The sequence below is a fragment of the Nonomuraea sp. NPDC003707 genome (genome assembly GCF_053587055.1).
On sequence record NZ_JBSFNK010000034.1, the window covers coordinates 1 to 16,649 of the forward strand.

General features: G+C 71.4%; 15 protein-coding genes and 1 pseudogene. 2 read left to right on the forward strand and 14 right to left on the reverse strand.

Translation table 11 applies throughout. The annotated features are described in order from the left end of the window. A pseudogene (locus tag ACWDRB_RS52000) lies at positions 1-391 on the forward strand (RNA polymerase subunit sigma-24); the annotation flags it as partial. On the opposite strand, the gene ACWDRB_RS52005 reads toward ACWDRB_RS52000, so the two are convergent. From ACWDRB_RS52005 to ACWDRB_RS52030, 6 genes are all read right to left on the reverse strand, one after another. Beyond that, positions 355-1,596 (reverse strand): low temperature requirement protein A, encoded by a 1,242-nt coding sequence (locus tag ACWDRB_RS52005; RefSeq protein WP_449907722.1) that lies wholly within the window; start codon positions 1,594-1,596, stop codon positions 355-357. The pseudogene ACWDRB_RS52000 and the gene ACWDRB_RS52005 sit on opposite strands and share 37 nt — an antisense overlap. A 245-nt stretch (positions 1,597-1,841) precedes the next feature. After that, on the reverse strand, positions 1,842-3,062 hold the full coding sequence (locus tag ACWDRB_RS52010) for an amidohydrolase family protein (RefSeq protein ID WP_449907724.1): 1,221 nt from the start codon (positions 3,060-3,062) through the stop codon (positions 1,842-1,844). Positions 3,063-3,188: 126 nt separating this feature from the next. Then, on the reverse strand, positions 3,189-6,077 hold the full coding sequence (locus ACWDRB_RS52015) for a M36 family metallopeptidase (RefSeq protein WP_449907726.1): 2,889 nt from the start codon (positions 6,075-6,077) through the stop codon (positions 3,189-3,191). Positions 6,078-6,312: 235 nt separating this feature from the next. Beyond that, positions 6,313-7,263 carry an ARPP-1 family domain-containing protein gene (locus ACWDRB_RS52020; RefSeq protein WP_449907727.1) on the reverse strand — a complete coding sequence of 317 codons (951 nt, stop codon included), beginning with the start codon at positions 7,261-7,263 and terminating at the stop codon, positions 6,313-6,315. Next, positions 7,260-8,615, reverse strand: coding sequence for a vWA domain-containing protein (locus tag ACWDRB_RS52025; RefSeq protein WP_449907728.1), 1,356 nt, complete (start codon positions 8,613-8,615; stop codon positions 7,260-7,262). Before ACWDRB_RS52025 ends, ACWDRB_RS52020 begins: the two co-directional genes overlap by 4 nt. 38 nt (positions 8,616-8,653) lie before the next feature. Next, positions 8,654-9,679, reverse strand: a complete 1,026-nt coding sequence (locus tag ACWDRB_RS52030; protein WP_449907730.1) for a macro domain-containing protein — start codon at positions 9,677-9,679, stop codon at positions 8,654-8,656. 468 nt (positions 9,680-10,147) lie between these two features. On the opposite strand from ACWDRB_RS52030, the gene ACWDRB_RS52035 reads away from it, so the two are divergent. Further along, a complete protein-coding gene (locus ACWDRB_RS52035; RefSeq protein WP_449907732.1) occupies positions 10,148-10,453 on the forward strand; it encodes a transposase domain-containing protein in 306 nt (101 codons plus the stop codon). Here ACWDRB_RS52035 and ACWDRB_RS52040 read toward each other — a convergent pair. From ACWDRB_RS52040 to ACWDRB_RS52075, 8 genes are all read right to left on the reverse strand, one after another. Continuing rightward, a complete protein-coding gene (locus ACWDRB_RS52040; RefSeq protein ID WP_449907733.1) occupies positions 10,344-10,847 on the reverse strand; it encodes a hypothetical protein in 504 nt (167 codons plus the stop codon). The two genes, ACWDRB_RS52035 and ACWDRB_RS52040, sit on opposite strands and share 110 nt — an antisense overlap. Before the next feature lie 141 nt (positions 10,848-10,988). After that, positions 10,989-11,612 (reverse strand): DNA-binding response regulator, encoded by a 624-nt coding sequence (locus ACWDRB_RS52045; protein ID WP_397369646.1) that lies wholly within the window; start codon positions 11,610-11,612, stop codon positions 10,989-10,991. Next, positions 11,609-12,739: a sensor histidine kinase gene (locus tag ACWDRB_RS52050; RefSeq protein ID WP_449907735.1), complete on the reverse strand. Its 1,131-nt coding sequence runs from the start codon at positions 12,737-12,739 to the stop codon at positions 11,609-11,611. Before ACWDRB_RS52050 ends, ACWDRB_RS52045 begins: the two co-directional genes overlap by 4 nt. 69 nt (positions 12,740-12,808) lie before the next feature. Beyond that, positions 12,809-13,447 (reverse strand): response regulator transcription factor, encoded by a 639-nt coding sequence (locus ACWDRB_RS52055; protein ID WP_355201267.1) that lies wholly within the window; start codon positions 13,445-13,447, stop codon positions 12,809-12,811. Then, positions 13,444-14,637 (reverse strand): sensor histidine kinase, encoded by a 1,194-nt coding sequence (locus ACWDRB_RS52060; protein WP_449907737.1) that lies wholly within the window; start codon positions 14,635-14,637, stop codon positions 13,444-13,446. Before ACWDRB_RS52060 ends, ACWDRB_RS52055 begins: the two co-directional genes overlap by 4 nt. Further along, entirely contained in the window at positions 14,616-15,419 is an 804-nt protein-coding gene (locus ACWDRB_RS52065) for an ABC transporter permease (protein ID WP_449907738.1), read from the reverse strand. The genes ACWDRB_RS52060 and ACWDRB_RS52065 overlap by 22 nt, the downstream gene beginning before the upstream one ends. Next, positions 15,416-16,333: an ABC transporter ATP-binding protein gene (locus tag ACWDRB_RS52070; RefSeq protein WP_355201272.1), complete on the reverse strand. Its 918-nt coding sequence runs from the start codon at positions 16,331-16,333 to the stop codon at positions 15,416-15,418. Before ACWDRB_RS52070 ends, ACWDRB_RS52065 begins: the two co-directional genes overlap by 4 nt. Next, complete coding sequence (locus tag ACWDRB_RS52075) at positions 16,330-16,638, reverse strand: hypothetical protein (protein WP_397369651.1); 309 nt, start codon at positions 16,636-16,638, stop codon at positions 16,330-16,332. Before ACWDRB_RS52075 ends, ACWDRB_RS52070 begins: the two co-directional genes overlap by 4 nt. Between the last annotated feature and the right edge of the window lie 11 nt (positions 16,639-16,649).

Consider the following 16,649-nt stretch of genomic DNA (forward strand, 5'->3'; position numbering starts at 1 on the left):
CCTCCTCACCGCCTTCGTCGCCGCCGCCCGCTCCGGCGACATGACCGCACTCGAAGAGCTCTTCGCCGCGGACGTGATCAGCTACTCCGACGGCGGCGGCGCCGTCCGCGCCTCCCGCTTCCCCGTGGTGGGCGCGGAGCGGGTGGCGAAGTACCTGAGGGCGTTCGCGAGCCGGTTCTGGGTCGGGGTCGAGGTGGCCTGGGCGAGCACGAACGGCCAGACCTCAGCGCTGCTGAGCCGCGACGGACAGGTGTTCACGGTCCTCACCGTCAACGCCTCGGACCAGGGCATCGACCAGGTGCTGTGGATGATGAACCCCGCCAAGCTCAGCGCCATGTCCACCGCCGCCGAAGGTCACGACTCGCCGGAGGCGGACAGCAGCGGGCCCTGACGACGCCTCCCGACGGCCGCGGTCGTGATCGAGACGGCGACCAGCAGCACGCAGAGGGCCGTGATCGCCGCGACCACGGCGGCCACCCCGATCCAGGGCGCCGCGAGCGGCAGCAGCAGGACGGCGGCGACGCAGCCCAGGACCGCGGCGGGATAGATGACGGGCTCGGCGGCGACCAGCGCGTGCGCCGCCCACAGCAGAGCGAGATACACACCGACCGGGATGGCGACCGCGTAGCCGAGTGCCTGCGGCGACGCCGCGACCGCGTGCCCGCTCTGCTCCACCGCCACCTCCAGCCCCGCGCCGAGGGCCGCCAGTGCCGCGAAGATGCCGTAGTGGCCGTACCCCCACAGGTACGAGCGATGCCGGCGGTCGCTGAGCCCCTCCCCCGCCTCGATGAGGAAGTACAGCCACCAAAGCGCGAACAGCAGCACGAGCCCGCAACCGGCGATGACGACGAAGGCTCCCCTGATCTGGCCCGCTTCGAGCGCTCCCTCGACTCCCCTGCTCGCGGCCAGCACGCTCTCACCGAGCAGAATGATCGTGAACAGGCCGTAGCGCTCGGCGATGTGGTGCGGGTGCCAGGTGGTGGGCCTGGCCCGTTCCGCCCACCGCGGCACCGAGAGTTCCAGTACGTCCAGGAAGACAAGGACCAACAGTCCGACGAAGGAGGGCAGCAGGCCCAGCTCCGCGAACAGGTAGCGCAGCGCCCAACCCGCCGTCACGAGGCCGATGCCGGCGGCGTAGCGCAGCGCGGTGCGTCGGCCGGCCGGGTCTTCGAGACCGGCTCGCAGCCATTGGGCGACGAGCCCGATCCTCATGATGACGTAGCCGAGGGTGATGATGCCGTAGTCGGAGTGACTGAACGCGGCGGGCACGCCGGCGGCGAGGGTCAGCACGCCGGCCATCTGCACCATCGTCAGCAGCCGGTAGGCGACATCGTCGGTGTCGTAGGACGAGGCGAACCAGGTGAAGTTCATCCACGCCCACCAGATCGCGAAGAACACCTGGAGGAACGGGACCAGTGCGGCGAGGCCGTGACCGTCGGCGAGGTTGTGCGCGAGCTGGGCGGTGACGGCGGCGACCGCGACCACGAAGGTGAGGTCGAACAGCAGCTCGAGCTGGCTCGAAGCGCGGTGCGGCTCGTCGATGGGGCGGGCGCTCATCCGGACCCGCAGGCGGATGGTGGTGCCGGTGGGTGGCAAGGTCTCGCTCCTGTCGCTGCGCAACGTCCGGTCCGTCTGTAAGACAGGGCGGCGGCCCGGTCTGTGACAACTCGGCACCGAAAGCTGTCACAGATCGCAAGGGTGTCTTGTCTGAGCCGGCAAGCATCGTGGGGCCGACATGGGTAGCGACCGATCGAACAATTACGCGGTCAATCGGCTGGGCTGATCCTTTTGGCAGGGTTGGTGTCAGGCGGCCCACCGCCTCGTCGGGCAACGGGCGGGTGTCAGGCGGCCTGCCTACGTCGTACGCCGCCTCGCCACACCTCCTCGATGGCCCGGGAAGCCGTGATGTCCGTGGTCGGGTCGCCGTTCACGAGCAGCAGGTCGGCCCGGAGGCCAGGGGCGATGCGGCCCCGGTCCGTCAGGCCGAAGAGGCGGGCCGTGGTGCCGGTGGCCGCCGCGAGCGCCTGCTCCGCCGTCCAGCCCGCCTCCGTCAGCAGGAGCAGCTCGTGGTGCAGGCCCGCCCCGTGCACCGGCCCGAACGGGGTGCAGTCCGTGCCCGCCAGCACCGGCACCCCCGCGCGTCGCAGGGCCGCGGCCGCGTGCGAGGCGTTGATGACACCCTGGGAGTGCATGGGGATGTCCGCCCACTCCCGGCCGAACGTGGCCTTCGAGCGGTCCGACATGCGCGCGGCGATCCGCGGGTCGCGCAGCAGTTCCCGGCCGTTCGGGTCGCCGGTGACGGCCTCGATGTAGGTGATCGTGCTGATCACGAACGCGTCGTACGCGGCGATCCTGGCCGCCATCTCCTCGGCCTGCTCCTCGTTCACGTCGGAGTACAGGTGCGCGAGCCCGTCGGCGCCCGCGTCCAGGGCGATGAGCGCCTCCCTGGCGGTGACCGTGTGCGCGATGACCCGCAGGCCGGCGGCGTGCCCGGCCTCGACCAGGACGGCGGCGAGCTCGGAGCCGAGGGCGGGCAGCCGCATCCCGGACGACCCGCCGTCGTCGATGGCGATCTTGAGGTAGTCGACGCCCTCGGCCAGCCGGGCCTCCACGAACGCCTTGGCCTCGCCCGAGTCGGCCACCGTGTCGAGGGTGCGGTCCGTGCCGAGGGCCTTGAGCACGTCCGCGGTCATGATCTGGGTCGGGTGCCCGTTCGGGGCGGTGGCGATCATGCTGGAGCTGCGGATGTCGGCCACGTCGTCGCGTTCGGCGGCCTGGCGGCGCTGGGCGGCGAGGAGCGGCGGCAGGTTGTTCATGTCGAGCTCGGTGGTGACGCCGAACGTCAGCGCCTCGGCCAGGTCGCCCTCGAAGGCGTGCGTGTGGGCGTCGATCAGGCCCGGCAGCAGGGTCTTCCCGGCGCCGTCGATCACGGCGTCCACGTGGCCGGCGACCTCGCCGCCGATGGCGACCGCGCCGATGCGGTCGCCGTCGATCACCACGTCGGCCACCGGCACGGTCCGCTCGCCGTCGAAGACCCGGACACCACGAATCAGGGTACGCATACTTCTCCCCCAGATAATTCGATATCTAACTAGCTCTGCCTCGAATAGTACGACCTCGAACTACCAGAGAGCAAACACGCGAACGGCCCGCGCCCAAGAGGACGCGGGCCGTACGGAATCACGACCTCAGTGCGAGAACGCCTGGAACTCGGCCGCCCTCACCTGCTCCCGCTGCGGGCTGGCCGTGGCGCAGTCCGTCGCGGAGTTCGGATCCTGGTCCTGCTCACCGGCGTACAGCGGATTGCCGGTGCACTGCGTGCTGAGCACCCGGAACATCAGATGCGTGGCACTCGTGGCCCGCACGTCGAACGACTTGAAGATCATGTCGGCGCCGCGGGGACGCGGCAGCCCCGACTTGAAGGCGTCCGCGGGGCTGGTGTAGATCTTCGTGAAGTTCGCCGGGTCGGTGCAGCCCGAACCGCAGGCCAGCACCTCGAACGAGCGCACACTGGAGAAGCGGTTCTGCCCGCCCGGGTCGGCCGCGTCGTTGACGTTGGGCCGCAGCATCGCGCTCACCTGCACGCGGCGGACCTTGACCGGCGCGTCACCCGCCAGGTCCACCACGACCGACTTGCCGGCGGGCGCGCCGGTGAGCGAGGCCCAGTTCGTGGCCTCGGTCTCGTCGATCAGCTTGGCCTGGTTGACGCCGTCGCCCGCGGCCGTCGCGCCGCCCGCCGCCGAGGCGAGGTTGCGGGTCAGCGGCAGCGGGAGCGGCAACTGCACGCCGCCCACCACCACGAACTTCAGCCGCGTGTGCCCGAACCCGTTGCCCGCCACGATGAACGAGTACACGCCGGGCGTCATCTCCACCGTGTCGCCCAGCGGCGTCGCCGGGTCGGTGTCGGCGACCGGGACCGCGCGGCCCTCGTAGTCGCCCACGTACAGCCGCAGCGCCGCACCCTTCGCCTCACCCAGCGGCTTGAGCTGCAGCGAGCCGTTCTTGCCCGCGGGGTTGACGAAGCTCGGCGTCGGGTCGGCGTCGTTCGGGCCGGTGCTGGCCGCGCCCTTGCCCAGGCCGTGCTCGGCGAACGCGCGCCACATGATGTCCTGGTTCTTGCCGCCGAACCGCATCACGTCGGCCGCCAGCAGCGCGTCGCGGTGGTCGACGTAGCTGACCGCGCCCGAGGCCATCAGCAGCAGGGCGTCGAACGACAGCTGCGCCCAGCGCCGGTTGCCCGGGCACCGCTCGACCGGCGTCTGCCCGTCCGCGCAGGCCCGCTGCTGCCTGGCCGTGCCGTCGCCGTACCGCTTGACGAACGCCGCGCGCACGTCGAACTGGGTCGCCGACCAGATCTCGCCGTCCGCGTGCACCTGCTGGCCGACGATGTCGTACGCGACGTCGCTGTAGTTCAGCGGCGACTTGGACATGTCGTAGTTCCTGATGCCGCGTTCCTTGTCCCCGGTCACGTAGCCGCCGGTCACGTACGGGGTCAGGCCCGAGGGGCGGAAGCCGTACTCGAAGAGGTGCTCCATCGCGAACAGGTCGGAGGTGCTCTCGTTCATGGCCCCGGCCTGGGCGCCGCTCCAGCCGGCGTTCGGGCCGCCGATCATGCGGCCGGAGATCGCGTGCGTGTATTCGTGGCCGATGACCGACATGTCGTAGTCGCCGTCCACGCAGGGCGAGTAGAACGAGCCGGCGATCGGCTGCCACAGGTACATGTTCGTGATCGGCGCGAGCCCGTCAGGGCCGGTGATCTGGTTGGCGTTGTCGCGCACGGACAGCACCCGCGCGCCGGCCTGCGCGTTCCCCTGCTCGGCGTCGCCGCCGAGGCCGCCGCGGGCGCCGTTGTCCGCCTGCATGTTCCAGGCCGTCTCGGTGAAGCCGAGCCGATACGACCAGTCGTGCATGCGGTTGTGCATGGCGTTCAGGTTGGCGATGGCGGCTTCCAGGTCGGCCTCGCCGGCCTGGTCGAACACCGCCGGGTCGCACTTGGACTCGTGCCAGGTGTTCTTCCACGGGAAGAGGTAGTTCCTGCTCGGGGTGAGCACGTTGGTGCGGGTCCCGACGGAGAACGGGTCGCCGTTCGCCCGGTTCTCGGTCGTCTTGGTCGCGTTGCCGGCGCTGGTGTTCGTCGAGGCGTCCGTGGTGTGGTCGACGTCCCACGCCTTGCCGGTCGCCGGGTCGCCGCCGGTCACGTAGTCGCAGCCGGGGCCCGCCGCGAAGCACCAGGTCTGGCGGGTGTCGCGGGAGGAGTAGTCGTCGCGCGGGTTCGCCGGGAAGGCCTTCCAGCGCGGGTTCTCGGGGTCGAAGTGGTCGACCAGGTTCTCCCGTACGAGGATGGCGCCGCTGACGGCGTCCACGTGCGTCGTGTACCCCGCCGCCTCGCCGCTCGAGCCGCCGATCAGGACCACCTGGTACGCGCTGTGCACCCCGTCGGGAGCGGGCACCGCCACCGGCGTGGCCTGCTTGGTGGCCGCCGTGGCCAGGTCGATGCCGCCGTCCCTGGCCGCGAGCTCCAGCGCCTGCTGCGCGGTGATCGTCGCGGCCGGCGGCGCCTCCGTCTCGCGGGACAGCGAGGAGGTGACGTGCCTGATCTGGCCGTTCACCACGCCGATCGCGACGAGGCCGTCCACGCCGGCCGGCAGGTCGCCGAAGCGCTGGCGCAGCAGCACGGCGTGACCCGCGCCGACGGGGTTGACCGCGACCCGCTCCAGCGCGTCCACCGCCTGCGCGGACAGTCCGAAGACGGTGGGGTTGTTCTTGAGGTACGTGCGGGCGGCCTGCTCGGGATCGGACCCGAGTCCTTCGGCCAGCGGTTCGGCGCTGGTGACGGCCGCGGGGGTGCCGAGAGCGTTCCAGCGGATCTCGGCCGCCGTCCCGGCGCTGCGGGCGTTCAGTCCGGCGGGCGGGGCGACCCTGCCCTGCCGGTTGTCCACGTCCGGCTTGCCGTGCTCTTCGGCCTGGAAGTCATGGATGGGGGCCTGCCCGCCGGGTTCGCCCCGGGCGGGCCCTGCGAGGGGTAGTGCCGACGCGGCGAGCGCGACGGCGACGAGTGCACTGCGTAACCAGGACAACGGTTCCCTCCTGCGTCTCAGGGATGCGCGGATTGCACGCATCCCGCAAGAGGTAACACCGAGTCTGGGGGCTGGCAAGATCTCAGTGCGGGACCGGTGGCCGGCGCCTCGGCGGACCATAGAGCCGTTCTCAAAACGACGCCCTTACATGGCATGAGGGGTTGAGCCCGCCGTGCCCGGCGCAGTTCCCGCACTGATCATTCAACCTGTCGTCGTGGACCCGCCGCAACCGGATTTACCGGCTCGCGAACAGCGACGCGTACACCGGCCGCCCGTGCTCGGTGACCACCTGGCCGGCCAGCCCGTCGCCGGTCACGGTGGACAGCCGCAGGTCGAGGTAGCGCTCCTCCTCGACCATGCGCACGTCACCGGCCGGCGCGGGCAGCCAGGAGGCCACCTCTGCCTGACGGGCGGCCCGGTCGCGCGCCAGCTCCGCGCGCAGCTCGGCCAGGCTGCCCGCCTCGTACGGCTCCGCGTGGGCCTGCCCGGGCTCGGCCCGCCAGGCGGCGACCCCGTACGCGAAGCAGACCAGCGCCATCCACATCTCGGCGAAGTACACCGGATCGGGCGCCAGCTCCAGCCCCGCGAACCTGTCGCCCACGAAGAACAGCGCGCCGAGCTGCCCCGGCAGCAGTTCCAGCCGGCTCTGGAACTGGGTCAGCGTCGCCCGCTTGCGCGACAGGATCTGCTCCAGGTGCCCGCGCGACGGCAGCCCGCACGCGGCGTTGAGCTCGGAGATGTCCGGCCACAGCTTGGCGTAGTCGTGGTGCCCGCGCAGCTCCAGCGCCTTGGCCCGCAGCTCCACCGGCAGCACGAAGAACCACTGGTCGCGGCCCTCCAGGTAACCGCCCTGGCCGGCCTGGACGCAGCAGGCGTCGTCGAACCGCCTCGTCTGCCCGGCGCCCATCAGCGCCGCGGAGCACAGGGCGTGGTTCTGGGCGGCGTCCTGGATGTAGCCGATGTGCAGCGGCACGATGGCCACGCCCTCGCGGGCGCCGTTGAGCAGCTCGACCCGGCCGTACCCGACGACCCGCTCGAGCTTCAGCCCGGAACGGGGCGGCACGATGCCGGGCCGCTCGGGGCCCCAGATCGGCACCATGGTCAGCGCCCCGGCGCGCTGTGGCGCGCCCGCGCGGTAGCCGCGCAGGTCGAGCGGCGCGGGCAGGAGCGTCTCAAGTGCGGTCATGTGCGTCCTCCTTCCAGACGGCTCAGCATGGCCGTACGGATCCAGTCACGGCCGGGCGCGCAGTGGCCGAACAGCCACGGCAGCAGCCCGGCGAAGTCGTCCTGATGCCAGAACGGCCGGCGCGGCAGCAGCGACGCCGGGTCGCGCAGGGTCAGGTCGTCGCCGGCGGTGAACGTGGCCTGGCAGAGCACCACCGGAGTGGTGACGCCCGCGCGGGGCAGCGTGGCCGCCACCCTGGCCAGGTCGCCCGGCAGGACGTTCTCGTAGCCGTCGGTCACGATCACCACCAGGTCGGGGCGGGTGTCCAGGGCGTCGAGCAGCCGGGTCGCCAGGTCGGTCGCGCCATCGACGGTCTCGCCCGCCGTGAGGCGCTCGCGGACCTCGGGGGCCTCGGCAGTCTCGATCACCGTGAGGCGCTCACAAACCTCACCCGTCTCGACCACCGTGAGGCGCTCACAGACCTCGGCCAGGACCAGCCTCAGCGCCGCGGCCTGCGACATGACCGCCCACTCGCGATCGCCGTACCCGCGCATGGAGCCCGACGTGTCGAGCACCACGGCCACGTGGCCGGCCAGGCGCGGCAGCCCGCGCGTCGCCTCGGCCACGTAGCCCGCCAGCGCGGGCCGCAGCTCGGCGGCCGGCCCACCCCGGTAGAGGTGCACCAGCGTCGCGGCGATGTCGCCCCGGTTGGTCGGCGTCACGATCGGCGGGCGCTCCCCGACCTGGTCGAGCGGCGCCGGCGGCTCCTGCGGGGCCTCCGCGCCGTACGTGCCGGGCGCGTAGAGCGCGCGCACCCGCCCGATCGCCGCGGCCGGGTCGGAGGTGAAGCGCAGCAGGCTCCTGCGCAGCCGGCCGGAGCCGGTGTCGCCCTCCGCGATCAGGCGGGCGCACCCACGCGCGGTCGCCTTGCCGAGCGCATGCTCGAAGCAGTCGACCAGCGCCGGCCGACGCGCCTCGATGAGCGCGTCCGCCTCCGGGTGCTCCAGGACGAACGCGACGACGGCCCGTGTGGCGTGCTTGTGGTTGACGCGCAGCCGCCGCAGCGCCAGGAGCGCGGTGACGGCGTACGCCGGCGGCAGGCCGAACATGAGCGCCCTCGTGACCTTGGCCAGAGTCGCGCGGGTGCGCTCGTCCAGGCCGTCCTGCGAGGCGGCCAGCGTGCACAGCAGCACGCGGGCCCGCTGCCAGGGGAGCACACCGGGCACCAGCGCCAGCAGCGCGTATCCCTCGGGGTCGCTCAGCCGGGCAGTGCGGTGGAGCTCCGCGTCGTCCCAGGCCAGATCGCCGCCCCTGGACAGGATCAAAGGGGCGTCGTGCGTCCTGAAATGCTGGAGAAGAGCCGGGATGTCCACGAGATCGAGATTAAGGAATCCGGCCCGCCGGGCGACACCTATTTTTGGCGGGTACGTTTCTTCCCGGCCTTCCCGGCCGGAGAGATATGCGCGCCGGCGTCAAGTGCTTTTTCGCAGACCGCCAATTCCGCGTCGGTGTAGGCCAGCAAATAGACGGTTTCGACGTGCCGGGGGCGACCGTCGGCCAGGTGGGCGACAATGGCCGTCAGCATGCTCTGGACCGTGGACTCGACGTCGGCCGCCGCCTCACCGGTCCCGAAGATGGGAAACACGATCGAGGCGGCCCGCCGCCCGCCGTCGGCGATCTCCTCGGCCCGCAGGAACACGTTGCGCACGCACGTACCCAGATTGTCCACCCGGCGGTACCCGACGCCGGCGGCCCCGTGGACGGCGGCGGCGTGCACGATGCCCATGACGCCGTTGCGCTCGGCGAGCTGGTGCGCCCGGGTCACGATGGCGGTCCCCGGCTCCACGGGCACGTTGGCGCCCACCCGCCGGCCGAGTTCGTCGGCCACGCAGTCCTCGACCACCCGCTCGGTCAGGGGATCGCGCCGCGCGCCCTCGTACCGGATGACGGCGGAGATCGACCGCTCGTGGAACCTGGACATCTGCATGTCGGTGTTCTCGGAGTTCACCCAGACGTCCACGTCCTTGACGTTGCGCAGGTCGCCGGTGATGAGCACGAGCCGCCGGGAGGGCCGGCCATGGACCGTGTATTCGTACGTGCGGGTCTCCTCGATGGGCTGCGGCTGCCGCATCTTCGCGTGCGTGTCGATCTGCCCGCGCAGCACGCGGATCTCCTTCCGGTATTCGTCGGCCCGGCCCGCGGTGCGCAGGGAACGCAGCCCGTACCACCAGATGAACGCCCACAACCCGACGGCGCCCGTCATGGTGGCACCCTTGATCTCGGCGGAGAATTGGCTCTGCGGGAAGAATGAGAACAGGAGCGTGACGGGAAAGAGGGCGAGCAGGGTCCAGGAGATCATGTGCACCCGCTCGTTTCCACCGTCCGGCGCGCGCCACTGCCAGGCGAAGGCACCGAGACCGAGGACGAGACTGAACACCGCCGTAAGCAGAACAACGGGATCGGCCTTCATTCGCTCTCCCATCCGAAAAAAACGGGACGCGATTATCAGGCTAATACGTCAGCGAAGTTTACGGGGTAGGTGGGCCGAGAATCACCCACCCGTTGCCCGACTGGATGATGGTCCTGCTGACACCCACCCCGACACCACAAAGGACCTCGCTCCGCTCGGACTGCCCTTCCGGTGGCGCGCCTGACGGCGCACCCGCGCCTGACGGCGCCATCGAACCCACCCGTTGACCTGCGAAGCGGTGGGCCGTCTAATGCCCACCCCGGACCGTGCGCCTTCCGGGCCAGGTCGGCCGATGGCACGTCGTTTATTTGCCAATCGGGGCGACATTGATCGCCCATTACCCGACCACCCGTTCGCTGCAGGGCGCACCGCATAAGGAGTCCGGTGAGCGCTCCAATGCCGTTCAGATAGCGATCTTGCCGGTAGCATCACTTGATGATCTTGTCGGGTGATACAGGCGGTTCGGGGGGGTTGACGGATCTGGTCGCGGTCAGCGCGCTGACCTCGCTGATCCCTCGCCAGGTCCTGGACGCGGCCATCACCATGCACGGATGCGGGGAGCGTCGCGTTCGCAAGCTCCCCGCGCACGTGGTCGTCCACCTGCTGATCGCGTTGTGTACCCCGGGTCAGATCACCAGGGCGTCGTGCAGACCGCCCGGCTGCCGGGGACTCCCGCCGGGGCGCCGCAGGCGCGGAACTTCAGGTTCGGGTCGCTCGACGTGCGCGCGGCCGGCGTTATGACGATCTCGCCGTCCCAGCGCGCCTCGAACGGCCCGCAGTACCCCCACGTCCTGCCGCCGTCGGTGGTCACGTCCAGCGTGACCCAGTCGCCCTTCTTGGCCCCGGAGAGCTGGGCCCAGCCGTGCTGGATGCCCTGGATGTAGCCGGACATGACGTTGAACTGGGGACGCCCGTTGGCGCCACCCCACCGCACCATCCGCACGGACTGCGGATTGTTGCCGGTGTAGTGCCACCAGCCGCCGCAGTCGATCGGCCCTGCCGCCGCCCGCGCCCCCGTCGTCGCCGCCGTCGTCCCAATGGTCGTCGCCGCCCCCGCCGCGGCCGGGGCGGTCAGGAGCGCCCCCATGACGACGGCCGCCGAAGCCACGACCAGGCCGAGTTGCCTTCCACGCATGTGTTTTCCCCTCCGTGTCGAACCGGGTCCCCCTTGCACCGACACGTTAGGAAACGGACCTGTCGTGGCCCTGTCGTCGCGCTGTCGCCAGCCGGGCCCGGCCACCCCCCGGGATCGGGGTGCCGGACGAGCGAGGGCCGGTCAGGTGTGGCGGAGGCCTTCGATCCAGCCTGATTCGGCGGCGATGCGGACGGCGTCGGTCCTGTTGCGGGCGCCGGTCTTGGTGATGGCGCTGGAGATGTAGTTGCGGACCGTCGCGGCCGACAGGTGGAGTTCGGCGGCGATCTCGCCGGTGCTGGCGCCCGAACCGACCAGGCCGAGCACGGCCACCTCCCGCTCGGTGAGCGGGGTCACCGTGGCGCTCATCGCGGCCAGGGCCAGGGAGGCGTCGATCACCCGCTCGCCCTGGGAGACCCGGCGGATGCTCTCGGCCAGCCGCTCCGTGGGGGCGTCCTTGAGCAGGAATCCGCTCGCTCCCGCTTCCATCGCCCGCTTCAGCAGCCCGGCGCTGGCGAGGCCGGTGAGGATGAGCACGCGGCAGTCCGGCATCGCCGGTCTGAGACGGCGGGTGGCCTCGACGCCGTCGACGCCGGGCATCTCGATGTCGATGACGGCCACATCCGGGTTGCAGGCGAGAGCGCGCGGGACGACCTTGTCGCCTCGGTCGGCCTCGGCCACGACCTGGATGTCGCCCGTGAGGTTCAGCAGAGCTGTCAGGGCCCCCCTGACGACGCCGTGGTCCTCTGCGAGCAGGACGCGAATCACCGGTGACCACTCTCCCGATCGTGTACGGCGGGCAGGCACACCCGCACCTGGAACACGCCTTCCCCGGTGGCGCCCGCCTCCAGGGATCCGCCCAGTTTCTCCACCCGCCGGCGCAGCCCGGCGAGCCCCGAACCGGGTTGATGGCCCGTTTCGCGGCGAGCGCCGTCGTTGCGCACCAGCAGTTGAACGCGTCCGTCGACCTCGTCCAGCTCGATCAGGCAGTGCCGGGCGTCGCTGTGCCTGACGATGTTCGTGGCCGCCTCGCGTACTGTCCAGCCGAGTACGCCGCCGGTCTCCTTGTCGATCTCCTTGAACCCCAGGCGCAGGTCGCAGCTCGCGCCGGTGAGCTCGATCAGCGCGGCGGCCGCCGTCAGCTCCGCGCCCAGGTCGAGCGAGCGTTTGGCCTCCACGACGTCGCCGATCTCCGCGCGCGCCTCGCCGGCGATGGCGATCGTCCCCTCCAGCTCGGCGGCGGCCTGCCTGCGGTCCACGTCGACCAGGGCCAGGGCCAGCTCCGTCTTCAGGGTGATCGACGCCAGCGTCTGGCCGAGCAGGTCGTGCAGCTGTCCCGCCAGCCGCAGCCGGTCCTGGTCCACGGCCATCTCGGCCAGCGCGACCCGCAGCTCGCGCAGCTCCCGGACGAACCTCGCGTAGTGCACGATGCCCGCGGCGACCACCGAGGCGACGAGCACTCCGGCGCTCCGCTGCGCCGCGGAGGATGCCACGGGGGCCCACTCGACGAGCGTCAGTGGGTACTCGGCGGCGGCCACCACCAGGAGCACGATGACGCCGTACCGGAAGGGCAGCAGGAGCAGCCCGGCGGTGGCGACGACGAGCGGCGTGTAGATCCACACCGATCCCTGGAACGGGATCGCCCCGTAGACGACGACGGCGAACAGCAGGAAGGTCCGCGCCCGGTGCGGCCCCTGGCTCGTGCCCGCGATGTGCCGGGCGACGATCCTGGCGTACACCACGAGCAGCCCTCCGAGCAGCACGAGCGCCATCAGGGCCCGGCCCGGATCGCCGTTGAGCAGGAAGGCGAGCGGGGTGAGCCCCCACAGCGCCCCGGTGACCGCGACGACGGCCGTCGTCAACCACCTGACCTGCGCTTCGCTGTCCTGGGCCACCGGCGGGCTCCCACATGTCCGGATGCATCATGATTTCGTACTGATCGTGACGCCTTCCTGGCCCGCGAATCAACTACCGGCGGCCGCCGATCCCTCGTTCAGCCACCCGTTCGCCCGCGCGATGCGCACGGCGTCCTCGTCGCTGCGGGCGCCCGTCTTCAGGCGGGCGGCCGCGAGGTAGTTCCTGATCGTGTGGATCGACAGTCCCAAGGTGCTCCGCAGGTCGCTGCCCCGCCCACCGGCCGCGACGGCCGACAGCACGGCGATCTCCCGCGTGGTCAGCGGATTGGTGTCGATCTCCTGCTCGCCGCCGTCGGCGGCCACGTCGAAGTCGATGTAACGTTCACCCCTGGCCACCACCCGGATGGCGTCGGTGAGCCGGTGGGCGGGCGCGTCCTTGACCAGGAAGCCGCGCACCCCCGCGGCCATGGCCCGCTCGAAGTTACCGGGCGTGCCGACACTGGTGAGAATGAGCACCGGGGGCGGCTGTTCCAGCTCCTTGATCAGGCCCGCCGCCTCCAGGCCGTCGATGCCCGGCAGCCCGATGTCCAGCAGCGCCACGTCCGGCTTGGAGCCGACGACGGCGGGCACGATCTCGTCGCCCCTGGACACCTCCTCGACCACGCGGATGTCCCGCTCCTCCGACAGCAGGGCGATCAGGGCACCTCTGATGAGGTCGTGGTCCTCCGCGATCAGAACTTTGATCATCTCCGGTCTCCTGTAGCAGAGGTGAGTGCGGCCGCCGGGAGGCGGCCAGGAACGTCCAGCGACAGCGTGAACCAGCCGTCTTCGGTGTGCCGTCCGCAGCTCCCGCCCACCTGCGCGAGCCGCTCGTCGAGCCCGGCCAGGCCACTCCCGCCCACGGTCGCCTCGGCGTCCGCCGCTCCGGCGGCGATCGAGTCGCCGTCCGGGCGCACGCCGTCGTTGGCGACGGTCACGGTGATGCGGTCGCCGTCGGTCTCGACCCCGAGCAGGCAGACCGTGGCGTCGCTGTGGCGCAGCAGGTTGGTGGCCGCCTCGCGCACCGCCCAGGCCAGCGCCACGCGGACCTCCGGCGGCAGCGAGGGCGGCAGTTCGGCGAAGTCGCATCGGACACCGGCGGTCTCCAGCACCCGGCGCACCCCGCTCAGCTCCCTCTCCAGCGACATCTCGCGGTAGCCCTTGACCACCGCCCGCACGTCGTGCAGCGAGCGACTGGCGATGTCGTGGATCTCCGTCAGCTCGCGGCGCAGCCGCCCGATCTCCTCGGGCGGGATCCGTGTGCCCAGCTCGGTCCGCATGGCGATGACCGAGAGGTTGTGCCCCAGCACGTCGTGCAGCTCACGGGCGAACCTGAGCCGCTCCTCGGTGATGGCGAGCTTGGCGGCCTCCTCGCGGGTGCGCTGCAACTCGGCGAGCAAGGTCGCGAAGATGGTCAGGCCCGCGAGCGCGCCGGCCGTGAGCAGGTTCTGCAGGGAACCGAAGAGCACCCAGCTCAGGTCCTGCGAGGCCGGCAGGACCAGGCCGGCGGCCAGCGAGGCGAAGAACCCCAGCGCCGCCCACCGGCCCCGCAGCGTGACCGCGAACGCGAGCGGAAGCATGAACCCGACGCTCAGCCAGGTGGGCCCGGCGGCGAACGGCACGGCGAGGGCCGGCACGCACATCACGGCCAGCACCGCGAGATCCCACCGCGAACCCCGGTCGAGCACGGCCCGCACCGCCAGCCACAGGTAGCAGCCGGTGAGGCCGAGGATGAGGACGACCGCGGTCGCGACCCTGACGGAGGAGTAGGCGCCGAGCGCCTCCGCGAGCGGCACGGCGGCGAAGGCCGCCATGCCGACGAGGAAGACCCCGGCCGTGGCGCGGGCCAGCCGTACGATGCCCGGCCCGACGCCCCTCAGCCTCTGCGAGGCTCCCACTTGAACCACCTTCTCGCGGCGAGCAATGAGAGGACGAGCCAGGCGGCCAGGACGAGCCACCCCGGCCACATGACCAGGAAGCCCTCCAGGATCCCCACCTTGGGGGGCACGCCGGCCCCGGCGTGTCCCACGTAGTCCCGCCCGAGATAGGCGGTGCTGACCCCCTCGGCCACCCGTCCGAACGGGAGGAAGGAGGACACTATCTGCAACCAGCCGGGGAACGCCGAGACGGGGTAGGCGAACCCGGACAGGCCGATGGCGAGCAGCAGGAACGGCAGGCTCACCACGACCGTGGAGCCCTGCGCGGGAATCCTGCCGCTCACCGCGACGGCCATCGCGGCGAACACCGCGAGCCCGAGGAGCACCGTGACCACCAGCAGGGCGGGATTGGCCGGCAGCGCGACACCGTGCATCACCCTGGCCAGGCCGACGATCAGCACGAGCTGCAGCAGGCCGATCGACAGCACGGTGAGGATCTCCCCGCCGAAGATGGCGAGGTCGGGCAGCTCCGTCCCGCGCAGCCGCTTGAGTATCAGCAGTTGCCGCCGCACGACGAAGGACTCCACCAGGGTCATGAAGCCCAGGTTGGCGATGCCCATCACGATGACGCCGGTCATGATGGCGACATCGACCGGCGCCCCGTCCCTGGTCCCGCCCGGCAGCATCAGCGGCATCAGCCCGCCGAACACGACGGGGAAGAACAGGGCGACGCCGACCGACACCGGCGTGCGCCAGAACAGCGTCTGGGTCAGCCGGAAGTGCGCGAGCGTGTAGGCGGTCACGTCCTGGCCTCCTCCCCGCGCGCGCCGGCGATGTCGAGGAAGACCTCTTCGAGCGTCGCCTGTCGGACGTCCAGACCGCTGAGCCGCACGCCACGTACATGCGCCCACCCGAGCACGGAGTGCGCCACCGACTCGGGCTCGGCGGTGAGGATCACGCACCGCCGCCCGGTGACGGTGAGCGCGTCCTGCTCGCCCACCGGCAGCCCGTCGAGGGCGGTGTCCTCGGGCAGCTCGAAGGCGACCCGGCCCGAGCCCCGGCCCAGCACCTCAGCCATCGTGCCCTGGGTGACGATGGCGCCCTTGTCCATGATGGCCACCCGGCCGGCGAGCTCCTGGGCCTCCTCCAGGTAGTGCGTGGTGAGCAGCACCGTCATCCCGCCGGCCGCGAGATCCCTGACCAGGTCCCGGACCCGGTGGCGGGCCTCGGGGTCGAGCCCCGTGGTCGGTTCGTCGAGGAACAGCAGGTCGGGGCTTCCGAGGGTGGCCAGCGCGATGTCGAGCTTGCGCCGCTCGCCGCCGGACATCCGCTTGACCCGGGTCCGGGCCTGGCCGGACAGCCCCACCAGCTCCAGCGCCTCGGCCACGGGTCTGGCGCCGGTGGTGAACCTGCTCCAGGCGGCCACCGTCTCGGCCGCCGACAGGTCGCCGAACAGGCCGGACTCCTGCAGCACCAGGCCGATCCTGGCGCGCGGGGCGCGGTGTCCCGCCGGGTCCTCGCCGAACACCCGCACCGTGCCCTCGGTGGGCCTGAGGTAGCCCTCCAGGATCTCGATCGTGGTGGTCTTGCCCGCGCCGTTCGTGCCGAGGAGGGCGAACACCTCCCCCTCGCGTACGTCGAAGGAGATGCCGTCCACGGCCGTGAACTGCCCGTAGCGTTTACGAAGTCCGGAGACCTCGATCACCGTCTCGCTCACTGCGTGTCGCCGAAGCAGACCGAATTGCACAGGGCGGTGCCGATCGAGCTGGCCGTGCCATCCGTCGTGAACGCGACAGAGCCGCCGGCCGACTCCAGTTCGCTGATGTCGAACTCGCCCTCCGGCTGGGGCGGCAGCGGCGGCGTGGGCACCCCCTCGGGGTAGACGATGCCGTACTGGCTCAGCAGGGGCCTGGGGTCGCCGTCATAGCGGCCCCGCAGCCCGCCGTCCTGCCACGCCGCCGCCACCAGCCGGGCGAACTTCCTGCGGTCCTCGTCCCCGAAGACGTACATGCTCTCAGCCATCAGAGGTCTCC